This is a genomic window from Pantoea conspicua, assembly GCF_002095315.1.
Classification (GTDB): Bacteria; Pseudomonadota; Gammaproteobacteria; order Enterobacterales; family Enterobacteriaceae; genus Pantoea; species Pantoea conspicua.
In genome coordinates this window covers 192,263-205,373 of the sequence record NZ_MLFN01000128.1, presented here as the reverse complement: position 1 = coordinate 205,373, position 13,111 = coordinate 192,263, and the positions used below count along the sequence as shown (strand labels likewise).

Sequence of the window (13,111 nt, the reverse complement as noted above, 5' to 3'; positions counted from 1 at the left end):
TCTTAAAGGTATTCCACCTTCAGAATTTCATATTCAACATCGCCGCCAGGGGTTTTGATAATGGCCACATCATCGGCCTCTTTACCCACAAGGCCACGTGCCATCGGTGAATTGACCGAAATCAGATTTTGCTTAAAATCCGCTTCGTCATCCCCCACGATACGATAGGTCGACTCTTCGTCGGTCTCGATATTCAGCACAGTAACCGTCGCGCCGAAAATCACGCGGCCGGTTTTTGGCATCTGGGTCACGTCAATGACCTGCGCATTAGAGAGTTTGGCTTCAATCTCCTGAATACGGCCTTCACAGAAGCCCTGCTCTTCACGTGCGGCATGATATTCCGCATTCTCTTTCAGGTCGCCATGCTCGCGCGCGTCAGCGATAGAGGCAATAATGCGCGGACGCTTCACGGTTTTCAGCTCGTTCAGCTCTTCGCGCAATCTTTCAGCGCCTCTTAACGTCATCGGAATCTGATTCATTTAAGCTCCTCGTCATCTAACCTGTTTAACGGTGTCATCCTGACCGGTGACTGCAGAAAAAAGCGTTCTGCGACGCATTAGCCGGTTTTGCAAACAAAAGAATCCTGACCCGGATAGTGTTCCAGGCCAGAAAAGGGTTTTGCAATTTGATACGTATTTTACCCCAGAGTTCACTGCGGGTCATCGTTTACTTTCCACCGTCCAGCGACGTAGTATTGACGGCTTCACCTGCCAGTTACCGCGAGATTATGCGATTTTCACGACTTGTTACCGGATTAACCTGTGCATTTATGCTGCAGGCACAAGCAGCGCCAGTTGATGAATACATGCAGTATCTGCCAGATGGCGCCAATCTGGCGCTGATGGTGCAGAAAGTGGGTGCATCAACGCCGATTATTGATTACCACGGAAAACAGATGGCGTTACCCGCCAGTACCATGAAGGTGGTGACAGCGCTGGCGGCTTTACTGGAACTGGGCGGAGACTACCGTTTTCAGACCACATTTGAGACCAAAGGCGCGCTGGTCGATGGTACGCTGAACGGCGATTTAGTGGCACGTTTTGCCGGCGATCCCACCTTAAGCCGACAGGATCTGCGCAACATGGTGGCGGCGTTAAAGAAACAGGGTATCACCCATATTAAAGGCAATCTGGTGATTGATACCTCGGTTTTTGCCAGCCATGACATGGCGCCGGGCTGGCCGTGGAACGATCTGACCCAGTGCTTCAGCGCCCCGCCAGGTGCCGCTATCGTGGATAAAAACTGTTTCTCTGTCTCGCTCTACAGCGCGAGTACGCCGGGCGAGAACGCATTTGTCCGTATCGCCTCCTACTATCCGGCGCATATGTACAGCCAGGTACGCACCATCGGCCGCAACAGCGGCGAAGGGCAATATTGCGAACTGGACGTGGTGCCGGGCGAACTCAACCGCTATACCCTGACCGGCTGTATGCGTCAACGCGCCGAACCGTTGCCGCTGGCCTTTGCCGTTCAGGATGGCGCGGCCTGGGCAGGTGAGATCCTGAAAGCGGAACTGCGGGCGGCGGAGATCGATTACAGCGGGCATCTGGTACGTCAGTCGCAGGCCACCGAGCCAGGTACCGTGCTGGCCTCGACCCAGTCGGCACCACTGCATACCCTGCTGCACACCATGCTCAAGAAGTCAGACAACATGATTGCGGATACGGTATTTCGTACCATAGGCCATCACTACTTCAACGTGCCGGGGACTTTCCGTGCCGGACAGGACGCGATTCGTCGCATCCTGAAAGCCAAAGCCAATATCGACATGGGGAACAGCATTCAGGTCGACGGTTCGGGTCTCTCTCGTCATGACCTGATTTCGCCGCAAACCATGATGCAGGTGTTGCAGTACATTGCAAAGAATGACAGCACGCTGGATTACATCTCGATGCTGCCACTGGCTGGTTATGACGGCACGCTGCAGTACCGTGGCGGACTGCATGAGGCGGGACTGGATGGCAAGGTGTCGGCGAAAACCGGTTCACTGCAGGGGGTTTACAACCTGGCGGGCTTTATCACCACCTCCAGCGGCGCGCGGGTGGCCTTTGTGCAGTTCCTCTCCGGCTACGCGGTGCCACCGGAAAATCAGCGTACCCGCCGGATTCCGCTGGTGCGATTTGAGAGCCGGCTCTACCGCGATATTAATCAGAACAACTGATTATCCGGCACAAAAAAACGCAGCGATCCTCCGGGACGCTGCGTTTTTTTTAGCGCTAAACCGATCAGAAGCGGGTGTTGACACTCATATAGTAAGTGCGGCCCGATTCGTTAAAGGTATTGGCGCCGGCACCGTAGAGATAAGCACCCGTCGTGGCGTTACCGGTGGTCTGCGCATTGCCTTCGCGGAAGTGGCGCTTATCGAACAGGTTGTCGATCCCTACGGTGACGCTGGCATATTTGTTGACGTCATAGGTGCCGCTCATGCCTACTACTGAGTAAGGACTGACTTCATCAGTGGCGCTGCCGGTGACCGGATTGCCTTTGTAGTCATACTTTTTCGGGACCTGTTTGCCGTACCAGGTCAGCGTGGTTTGCAACGACAGATCCTGCGTCGCCTGCCAGCTCAGCGTCGAGTTAAGGGTATATTCCGGGATCACCGACAGCCGATCGCCGGTCTCTTTGTTCTTACTCTGCAACATGTAGGTGAAGTTATTGTTCCAGCTTACGCTGTCTGAGAACGGCACGTTGACCGTCCCTTCCAGACCTTCCACTACCGCTTTCGGTACGTTTTCCCATTTGTAGATGTCGGTCGTACCGTTCGAGGCAGTACCGGTGGGCAGCGTACCCGCTTCAATCTTATTGCGGTAGTCGTTGCGGAACCAGGTCAGACCGGCCTGATAACCCTCATGCTTCCACTCCAGCCCAATCTCTTTATTGATGCTGTTTTCCGCTTTTAAATCGTCGTTGCCCATCAGATAACAGGCACCGGTGCTGGCGGCGCAGCCCTGACCGTTGCTGTAAAGCAGGTAGTTGGGGTTGGTCTGATAGAGGCTCGGGGCTTTGTAGGCGCGGGCAATCCCCATTTTCAACGTGAAGTCATCGCCTAATCCTTGTGACAGATTAAGTGACGGGCTCCAGTTATTGCCCACGATAGAGTGGTAATCGAAACGCAGCGCTGGCGTCAGCATGGTGCTGTCGGTCAGTTCAATGTTGTCTTCAGCAAACAGCGAGAAGATTTCCGCCTGAGAATAGGGGCTGCGTCCGGTGGTGGCGACGCCCGGGATTGAACCGTAATTGGCCGCCTGGGTCGTCGAGGAGGGGTCCTTCATCCGCTGCTGGTTCCACTCGGTGCCGAGAGTCGCGGTCTGGTTGACCAGCCATTCGAACGGAATACTGATTTCACTGTGCAACAGCACATCATCCAGCTGGATGGTATTAAAGTTGCTGTTAGAGAAGATCCCTTCGGTGCCGCCCGCCAGCCCTTCATTCAGGCGCGAGTTACGGGTGTTCTCATACTGTGCATAGGTATCAGTGCTAATGCCATTATCCCAGGCGCCGGTCCACTTCAGCGAGAAGTTCTGACGATAGAGGCGGTTGGTCTCCTCACCATATTTACTTTTCACCAGCGCATTGGTGTTGGTGTTCTGGGTGTCACCGGCATACAGGTTGCCCTGGCGACTGTAGCCAGCGCCCAACTCCAGCGCCTGCATCGGGGCAAAGGCCCAGCGCAGTAAGGCGTGGATATCTTTGTTCACCGAACCTTCACGACCTGCAGGATACGAGCCAGCATAGGTACCGGTGCGTTCAGCGGCATGACCTTCATTAATGTCGTAAGCATCGGCCTGGGTTTTTGCCAGCCCGCCATACAGCCGGAAACTGAAATCGTCGCCTAACGGCCCTTCCAGACTAAAGTTAGTGCGTTTGGTTGCGCCTTCGTCGCTATGCTGCGGCACGTTGTAATAGGCGCTCCAGGAGCCGTGCCACTGATTATCCATCTGTTTTTTAGTGATGATGTTCACTACCCCACCTGCGGCACCGTTACCGTAACGGGCGGCGGCCGGACCGCGAATGACATCAATCCGCTCAATAAGCTCTGGCGGAACCCAGTTCGTGTCGCCGCGCGTATCACGCTCGCCGCGCCAGCCAAGACGCACCGAGTTGCGGCTGGTAACCGGCAGGCCATCGATTAAAATCAGGGTATTTTCCGGGCCCATGCCGCGAATATCGATCTGGCGATTATTACCGCGCTGGCCACTGGTGGAGTTACCGGTCAGGTTAACGCCGGGCATGGTACGAATAATTTCAGAGACGTCGCGCGCGGGCGGACGTTTTTTGATTTCGTCGGCGGTGATGGTGGAGACACCGGGTGCCTGCAGCGTCTGCTGGGCGGCCGTCACCGTCATGGTGGTTTCGCTGGCAGTATCGGAGGCGTAGCTGGTGATGCCTGGCTCAGCGGCTGCTGTACCGGTAGAAATGAGAGCGGTGGTGAAACCCAGTTCAATCATAATGGCTAACGAAAGCCGGGATAACTTTTTCATTTTTTTATTCCTGGATTGCCAGCGAAAGGCCACTGCCGGCGCGCCGGTGAAAAGGTAAGTACCTTGCCTGCAACGCATTCCAGTTCTCTGCGGACCCATATCAGGCAACCTTACACCTGGTCTGAAGCCCGATACGGCAGAGAGGATGCGCGCGCTCCCTGTAGAGCGGAAACACCCTATTGCAAATGAAAATAATTATCAATAGTATTATTCATAACATGCAAGACCCTAATCAAGTGCAGTGATTAACTGATGGCGCGTATGACGTGGTTAAATGAAATGACCGGCAGTGACGCCTGGTGGCAACAGCAGCAGCAACAGGGCATTCCCCTGATTGAACCCGGTGATGAGGGAACCTGTCAGGTCACCTTCTTCTGGCGTGATCCGCACGGCGATGAGTCACACTCAGCCACGCGTCACGTCTGGATCAATATCACCGGCGTGACCGATCACCATCAATCCGCTGCACCCTCCTCCTTAATACGCGTTCCCCATACCGATGTCTGGTGGTGGCAAACCACTCTGCCCGCTGAGTGGCGCGGCAGTTACTGCCTGATGCCCGATAGCCAGGCGGAGAGGTTCGACGGCCAGACGGATATGCAGGCGCTGCGGCAATGGTGGCAGGAAAAATTCCCTTCGGCGCAGCCGGATCCGCTTAATCCACTGCGCGGCTGGGCAGGAGGGCGTGGGATGGCGGTTTCACCGCTGCATCTGCCGCTGGCGCCCGATCAGTCGCTGTGGCGCGATGTTGATCGCGGCCATCCGGCAGATATTCCGCTGCAATCACTGTTGTGGCGCAGCGAACGGCTGGGCAACCAGCGTAGAGTATGGGTTTACTGTAGCGGCGATGAGCAACCTGGCGAACGTCCGCTGGCGTTACTGCTGGATGGTCAGTTCTGGGCGCAGACCATGCCGGTTGCCGGTCCACTCCGTCAGCTCACCGCCGCAGGTGAACTGCCACCGGCAGTCTACGTGATGATCGACATCATCGATCGCGAACACCGCAGCCGGGAACTGCCCTGCAATCCCGATTTCTGGCTGGCGGTTCAGCATGAACTCCTGCCGCTGGTTCAGCAGGCTGTTCCCTGCCGGATGCAGGACGGCAGCACGCTGGTGGCGGGACAGAGTTTTGGTGGACTCTCCGCAGCCTACGCCACCTTAAACTGGCCAGAGACCTTTGGTGCCGCCATCAGCCTTTCCGGCTCCTTCTGGTGGCCGGAACGCGGTAACCCCAACGGCTGGTTACCGCAACAATTACAACAAGGTTTGCTGCAGGCACCGCCGCGCCGCTTTTACCTCGAAGCAGGACGGCGAGAGCGGCTGATTCTGGCAGCGAATCAACAGCTTGAGCGTGATTTAATCGTGGCCGGACATCAGGTCAGCTATCACCCGGTTGAAGGGGGACACGACGCGCTGTGCTGGCGCGGCGGCCTGCTGGCCGGACTTAAAGCAATGTGGCAATACCCCTGATTCGCTTATCTCCCCTTTTGCACGCAGCAGGCCGATCGCGGTCAGCCGCGGCGTGCAGGATAAGGGCGAGATCTCGCCCGCACTTCATGGGCAGGAGACCGATATGCAACAACTCAACCCCTTCGACGATCCGCAGCAGCAATGTCGCGTACTGATCAATAATCAGCAGCAGTACAGCCTGTGGCCCGCTTTCCGTGCTATTCCGGCAGGCTGGCAGCCGGTGTTTGGGCCGCAGCCACAGGCGCTTTGCCTGAGCTGGCTGAATGAACACTGGCACGATATTCGCCCGAACAGCGGGAGCGACAATGTCTGAGATCACCACGAACCCGAATCTGACCGACCAGACTACACTGCCGCTGGTGGCCGCTCAGCCCGGCATCTGGATGGCAGACCAGCTATCTCCGCACGCCAATGCCTATGCGGTCGCGCACTTCGTCGAGCTGCGCGGGGCGATCAACAGCGCGCTGCTGGCCAAAGCCATTGTTGCCGGAATGCAGGAAGCGGACACGCTGAATATGGCGTTTGGCGAGCAGGATGGCGAACCACTGCAGTGGCCTGCGCCGCAGCGCTTTGCTGAGCCGCAGATGATTGACCTGCGCAATTCAGCCGATCCCGCAGCTGCGGCTCGCGCGCTGATGCAGCAGGATATGTCCGGTGACCTGCGGGTGGTGAGCGGCGCGCCGCTTTATCATCACAGCCTGCTGCGATTAAGTGACGATCACTGGTACTGGTATCAGCGTTATCACCATCTGGTGGTCGATGGCTTCAGTTTTACCGCACTGACCCGCCGTATCGCCAATCTCTACAGCGCCTGGCTACGCGATGAAGCGCCGGGGCCGACGCCCTTTACCCCGTTCAGGGAGGTGGTTGACGAGTACCAGCGTTATCAGCAATCCACCGGCTGGCAGCGTGATGCGCAGTTCTGGCGCGAAAAAGGCGCGCAGCTCCCCGCGCCCGCCTCGCTGTCCGATCTGCCGCTGGCCGGTCAGAGCGCCACTACCGATCTGCTGCGACATACCTTTGCGCTGGATCGCAGCGCATTTCAGACGTTGCTGACGCATACCCGACAGCAGCAGCTCAGCGCGGCGGACACCGCGATTGCGCTGGTCTCACTCTGGCTGGCGCGCCTTACCGGACAAAATGACTTTGCGGCAGGTTTCATCTTTATGCGCCGCATCGGTTCCGCCGCACTGTGCGCCACCGGTCCGGTGATCAATGTGCTGCCGATGGCGGTGCGCAGCGATCCGGCCCAGCCGCTCAGCGTGCTGGCTGCGCAACTGGCGGGCGAAATAAAAAAAATGCGTCGTCATCAGCGCTACGATGCCGAGCAGGTGCAGCGTGATCTTGGCCGCTCCGGTGACAGCGATCCGCTCTACGGACCGGTCATCAACCTCAAGATGTTCGATTATCAGCTCGATTTTGCGGGTATTGAAGGCGTGACCCATCAACTCGCCTCTGGTCCGGTACGCGATCTGGAAATTGCCATCTACCTCAGTGAACAGGGCGACCTGACGCTGGAGCTGCTGGCAAACGCAGAGCGCTACCGCGAAGCGACCCTGAAACAACATGCCAGCCGTTTTGCGTTGATGCTGTCACAGCTGGCCGCCAGTCCCGACTCTCCGTGCGGCGAACTGGATATGCTGACGCCCGCTGAACATCAGCAGTTAGCGACCCTCAATAACACGACGATGCCGCTGCCGGCGGAGACGCTGAGTAGCCTGCTGCTCAGCCAGGCACAGCGTACCCCGCTGGCACCGGCGCTGGCGGATGAGGCGCATCAGCTCAATTATCAACAGATGCAGCAGCAGGTGGCGGCGCTGGCGCAGCAGCTGATTGCGCAGGGCGTGGCAGCGGGCGATATCGTTGCCGTCGCGCTGCCGCGCTCGATCTTCCTGTCGCTGGCGCTGCAGGCCATTGTCAGCGCGGGCGCCACTTATCTGCCGCTCGACACCGGCTATCCCGACGACCGCCTGCAGATGATGCTGGAAGATGCCGCACCGAAAACCCTGATCACCTGCCGTGAACTGGCTGGCCGACTGGCGGCCCTTTCACCGGTCACGCCACTGTTTTACGACGCGCTGCTTACCCCGGTCCGGACGGCAATCGGTCAGCAGCCGCGTCCGCAGGATGGCGCTTATCTTATCTACACCTCCGGCTCCACCGGTCGGCCAAAAGGGGTGCTGGTCAGCCATCAGGCGATCGTCAACCGCCTGCTGTGGATGCAGGATCACTATCCGCTCGGCAATGATGATGTGGTGTTGCAGAAAACCCCGAGCAGCTTCGACGTGTCGGTGTGGGAATTCTTCTGGCCACTAATGACTGGCGCACAGCTGGTAATGGCCCCGCCAGATGCACATCGCGATCCGGAGGCGCTGCAACAGCTCTTCACCCGCTATCGCGTTACGACGACCCATTTTGTTCCATCGATGCTGGCTGCCTTTGTCGCCACGCTGCAGGATGATGATGCCGTAGCGCGCTGCGCGACGCTGCGCCAGGTGTTCTGCAGCGGCGAAGCGTTACCGGCCGATCTGTCACGTCAGTGGCAAACGCTGACCCAGATCGCCCTGCACAATCTCTACGGTCCGACCGAAGCAGCGGTGGATGTCAGCTACTACCCGGCATCGGGTGCCGGACTGGCGGCGGTTGAGGGTGCCAGCGTGCCAATTGGCTACCCGGTCTGGAATACCGGCTTACGGATTCTGGATGCCCGTCTGCAACCGGTGCCGCCTGGCGTGGCCGGCGATCTCTATCTGACCGGCGTGCAGCTGGCGCACGGTTATCTGGACCGTCCCGACCTGACCGCCAGCCGCTTTGTCGCTGATCCGTATGGCGACGGCAGCCGGATGTATCGCACCGGTGATGTCGCACGCTGGCTGAATAACGGTGCCGTTGAATACCTCGGCCGCAGCGATGACCAGCTCAAAATTCGCGGCCAGCGCATTGAACTGAATGAAATTGATCACGCGCTGGCGGCCCTGCCCGGCGTGGTGCAGGCGGTAACGCACGCACGGGTGCTGGGCGGCAGAGACGATCAGCAGGGTGATGCCCGCCAGCTGGTGGGCTATGTGGTGGCGGATCAGCCGATTGATGCCGCAGCGATGCGGCAGACACTGGCGATGCAGTTACCGGCACATATGGTGCCGGTCGCCATTGTCCAGCTGGCCGCATTACCGCTCAGCAGCAACGGCAAACTGGATCGTAAAGCGCTGCCGCTGCCGCAAACGCAGGTAGCAGAAGCCGGTCGTGCCCCGCTTCCGGGTCTGGAAACCACGCTGGCGCAGGCGTTCGCCACCCTGCTGGAACGGGAGTCGGTCAGCGCCCAGGATGATTTCTTCGCCCTCGGCGGCCACTCGTTACTGGCGATGCGGCTGGCGGCACAGTTGCGCCATCATCTTAATCAGCCGGTTTCGGTCGGCCAGATTATGGTCGCCTCCACGGTGGAAAAACTGGCGGCCTTGCTGAGCGGTGAACCGGCTGAGGCCAGCCGGGCCGGCTTTGAAGCGGTGCTGCCGCTGCGGCGCGGCAACGGGCCGACGCTGTTCTGTTTCCATCCGGCCTCCGGTTTTGCCTGGCAGTTCAGCGTGCTGCAACGTTATCTCGATGCGCGCTGGTCGCTGCTTGGCATTCAATCGCCAGACCTCGCCAGTCCGCTCAACCAGGCACAGCATCTCGATGCGGTGTGTGACGCGCACCTGGCAACGATTCGTCAGCAGCAGCCGCACGGTCCTTACTATTTCCTCGGCTATTCGCTGGGCGGAACGCTGGCGCAGGGTATCGCGGCGCGGCTGGAAGCGGCAGGTGAAACCGTTGCTTTCCTCGGTCTGCTGGACACCTGGCCGCCAGAGACGCAGAACTGGGATGAAAAGCGTGGGGAGAACGTGCTGGACCCGGCGGTACTGGAAGAGGTTAACCGGGAGCGCGAACAGTTTATCGCCGCGCAACGCCAGCAGGCAGGTGAAGGGATGGAGGCGCTGTTTACCACCATCGAAGCCAACTACGCCAGCTCGGTGCGACTGCTGGCTACCGCCCGCAGCGCGCGCTTTAACGGTCGTGCCACTCTGTTCCTGGCGGAGCAGACGCAGCAGCCCGGTCAGGATGCCCGCCGTGCCTGGTCGCCTTACGTTGCCCAACTGGAGATATGGCCGCTGGATTGCGCCCACGTCGAGATCATTTCGCCGCGGATGTTTGAGCAGATTGGGCCACGTCTGCAGCAGTTGCTGTCCGCGTTTTAATCTGTCGGTGCGCGGCTTACTGCTGCGCGCCTTCCCGGCGGCTGAAGGCGGGATCAGCGGGCTGCACGTCCCAGCGGCACTATCATCGGGGTATGCGCCACCGGATCGTCAACAATCATGCAGCGCAGGCCGTAAATGGCCTCAATCAGCGCCGGCGTCACGATGTCGGCCGGTTTGCCTTCCGCAATAATCTCTCCATCACGCATGGCGATCAAATGGCTGGCATAGCGGCACGCCTGATTAAGGTCATGCAGTACCACCACCAGCGTACGGCCATGCTGCTGATTAAGATCCTGCATGAGTTCCAGCAGCTCAATCTGATGAGCGATATCCAGCCAGGTGGTCGGTTCATCCAGCAACAGCAGCGGGGTTTGCTGCGCCAGCACCATCGCAATCCAGACCCGCTGCCGCTGACCGCCGGACAGCGTATCGACCGGCTGCTGTGCCAGGTCGGCAACGCCGGTCGCCAGCATCGCCTGCTGCACCGCCGCCTCATCTTCCTGACGCCAGCGGCCAAACAGCGGCTGATGCGGATAACGCCCGCGCGCCACCAGTTCACTGACGCTGATACCGGCAGGCGCATTCGAGCTTTGCGGCAGCAGCCCGAGCCGGCGCGCCACCTCTTTGGTGGAGTAGTGGGTGATGGCATTGCCATCCAGCAGCACCTCACCCCGTAACGGCGCGGCCAGCCGGCTCAGGGTGCGCAATAGCGTCGATTTCCCGCAGGCATTGGGGCCAATAATCACCGTCAGTTCCCCGTCAGGGATGGTGATCGACAGGTTCTCCGCCACGATTTTTTGTCATAACCGAGCGTCAGCGCATCGCCCTGCAAACGTGTTGTCACTGTCATTGGCGTCGCGCCTCCCGCACCAGTAGAGCAATCAGATAAAGTCCGCCCAGGCTGACCGTGATGACGCCAACCGGCAGCTGATAGGGCAGGAAAAAGTGCTGCGCGGCGTAGTCAGCGGCGGTGAGCAGCAGCGCGCCGCACAGCGCCGCCAGCGGCAAGGCACCTTTGATGCCGCCACACAGCCGGCGGGCGATCTGCGGTGCCAGCAGGGCGATAAACGAAATCGGCCCGACCAGCGCGGTTGACGCCGCCGTCAGGATCACCCCGACCAGCATCAGCAAAATACGACTGCGCTCAACCGGTACGCCCAGCGCGCAGGCGGTATCATCGCCCATCTCCAGCAGCCGCATGCGCCGCGCCAGCAGCGACGTCGCCAGCAGCGCCAGCAGCAGCACGCTGATCACCGGCGTGGTTTTCGCCCAGCTGATACCGTTCAGCGAGCCAGCGCTCCACAATCCGGCGCTCAATGCCGCTTCCAGTGAAGCGCTGATGATCAGCCAGCTATTCAGCGCCATCAGCAATGCCCGCACGCTGATACCCACCATAATCAACCGGAAGGTATCTACACCGTTGCGCCAGCTAAACAGCCAGACCACGCCCGCGGTCAGCAAGCCGCCAGTCAGTGCCGCCAGCGTCATGCCTTCCATATTCTGCTGAAACAGCACCAGCGCCACCAGCACCCCGCTGTAAGCCCCGGTGTTAAAACCCAGGATGTCCGGGCTGCCGAGCGGGTTGCGCAGCAGCGACTGGAAAATGGCGCCGCTGACACCCAGCGCAGCACCAATCAGCAGCGCCATCATCACCCGCGGCAGACGCCATTCCAGCACGATCAGCTGAATATTGCGTGCCGCCTCACCGTTGATCACCTGCCATAGCTGTGCCGACGAGATCGGCAGGGTGCCGCGCGTCACGCCGAGGAAGGCCAGCGCCAGACAGGCCAGCAGCAGCCAGGTGCCATTGAGTGCGGCGCGTTTCATACCGCACCTCTGCCAGCCTTGCGGCGCACCAGCACAATCAGCATCGGCGCGCCGAGAATCGCCGTCACAATCGACACACGTAGCTCGCCCGGCACCAGCACCCGGCCGAGAATATCGGCGGCCAGCAGCAGACAGGGCGTGATAACAAGGGTGCCAGGCAGCATCCAGCGATGATCGTTGCCAAGCAGCCAGCGTGCCAGATGCGGCGTCATTAATCCGACAAAGGCAATCGGACCTACCGCGGCGGTGGCGGCCCCGCTCAGCAACGCAATCGCCAGCAGCCCGGTCAGCTGGGTGCGGACAACGCGGGTACCCAGCGCCGTCGCCATGTCACCCCCCCATGCTGAGGCTGTTAAGCGACCGCGCCAGCAGCAGCGCCAGCAGAGAGCCGACCGCCACCGCAGGAAACGTCGTGCGCAGAATGGCAAAATTGCGGATATCCAGCGAACCGCTGTGCCAGAAACGCAGATGGTCATAGATGTCAGGATTCAGCAGCGATAAGCCGGAGGTTAAGCCTTCCAGCACCGCGCCCAGCGCGACCCCGGCCAGCGTCAGCCGCACCGGATTGACCCGTCCGCCACCGATCGCGCCAGTCAGCGCCACCAGCAACGATGCCAGTAGCGCGCCGACAAAGGCAAAACCGAGCCAGTCAGCCGGGGAATCGGCACCGAACAGCGCAATGCCCAGCACCACCGCGAAGCCGGCCCCGGCATTAATCCCCAGAATGCCGGGATCGGCCAGCGGGTTTCGCGTCAGGCTTTGCATCAGTGCGCCCGCCACGCCAAGACCTGCGCCCGCCAGCAGCCCGGCCAGGGTACGCGGCAGTCGGGCGTCACGCACAATGATGCAGTCAGCGCTGGAGCAGCGGGTCAGCAACGCCTGGGTGACATCATGGAAGGCAATGGATTTGGCACCCAGCATCAGGCTGAGCGCGAGGAGCAGCAACAGCAGCATCCCTGAGCCTGCTATTACACGGAATTGACGCATCACAGTTAAACCTTTACGGATTCAATGGCATCGGGATAGAAACCATTATGATAATGATACTTGTTATCGTTATTACACATTTTTTGTATGTTACCATGACTCGCAAACTCAATG

General features: G+C 59.6%; 7 protein-coding genes and 2 pseudogenes. 4 read left to right on the top strand and 5 right to left on the bottom strand.

Annotated features, from left to right (window positions below; all coding sequences use genetic code 11):
- Positions 1-2: 2 nt before the first annotated feature.
- Complete coding sequence (greA, locus tag HA41_RS20420) at positions 3-479, bottom strand: transcription elongation factor GreA (protein WP_094122267.1); 477 nt, start codon at positions 477-479, stop codon at positions 3-5.
- 248 nt (positions 480-727) lie between these two features.
- Between greA and dacB the strand changes: the two genes are divergently transcribed.
- Complete coding sequence (dacB, locus tag HA41_RS20415) at positions 728-2,161, top strand: serine-type D-Ala-D-Ala carboxypeptidase (RefSeq protein ID WP_094122302.1); 1,434 nt, start codon at positions 728-730, stop codon at positions 2,159-2,161.
- A 64-nt stretch (positions 2,162-2,225) separates the two neighbouring features.
- Here dacB and HA41_RS20410 read toward each other — a convergent pair whose 3' ends face one another.
- Positions 2,226-4,481 carry a TonB-dependent siderophore receptor gene (locus tag HA41_RS20410; RefSeq protein ID WP_094122266.1) on the bottom strand — a complete coding sequence of 752 codons (2,256 nt, stop codon included), beginning with the start codon at positions 4,479-4,481 and terminating at the stop codon, positions 2,226-2,228.
- 252 nt (positions 4,482-4,733) lie between these two features.
- On the opposite strand from HA41_RS20410, the gene fes reads away from it, so the two are divergent.
- From fes to HA41_RS20395, 3 genes are all read left to right on the top strand, one after another.
- Positions 4,734-5,951, top strand: coding sequence for an enterochelin esterase (gene fes / locus HA41_RS20405; RefSeq protein WP_094122265.1), 1,218 nt, complete (start codon positions 4,734-4,736; stop codon positions 5,949-5,951).
- A 103-nt stretch (positions 5,952-6,054) separates the two neighbouring features.
- The gene (locus tag HA41_RS20400) at positions 6,055-6,264 is read left to right on the top strand and encodes an MbtH family protein (protein WP_094122264.1); all 210 of its coding nucleotides are present in this window, start codon (positions 6,055-6,057) and stop codon (positions 6,262-6,264) included.
- On the top strand, positions 6,257-10,183 hold the full coding sequence (locus HA41_RS20395) for an enterobactin synthase subunit F (RefSeq protein WP_094122263.1): 3,927 nt from the start codon (positions 6,257-6,259) through the stop codon (positions 10,181-10,183). Before HA41_RS20400 ends, HA41_RS20395 begins: the two co-directional genes overlap by 8 nt.
- Positions 10,184-10,236: 53 nt before the next feature.
- Here the strand turns inward: HA41_RS20395 and HA41_RS20390 are convergent.
- The 3 genes and pseudogenes from HA41_RS20390 to fepD form a co-directional block, all read right to left on the bottom strand.
- Positions 10,237-11,033 (bottom strand): annotated as a pseudogene (locus HA41_RS20390) (ATP-binding cassette domain-containing protein).
- A complete protein-coding gene (fepG, locus tag HA41_RS20385) occupies positions 11,030-12,010 on the bottom strand; it encodes an iron-enterobactin ABC transporter permease (protein ID WP_094122262.1) in 981 nt (326 codons plus the stop codon). The pseudogene HA41_RS20390 and the gene fepG overlap by 4 nt, the downstream one beginning before the upstream one ends.
- Positions 12,007-12,997 (bottom strand): annotated as a pseudogene (gene fepD, locus HA41_RS20380) (Fe(3+)-siderophore ABC transporter permease). Before fepD ends, fepG begins: the two are co-directional and overlap by 4 nt.
- Positions 12,998-13,111 lie beyond the last annotated feature (114 nt).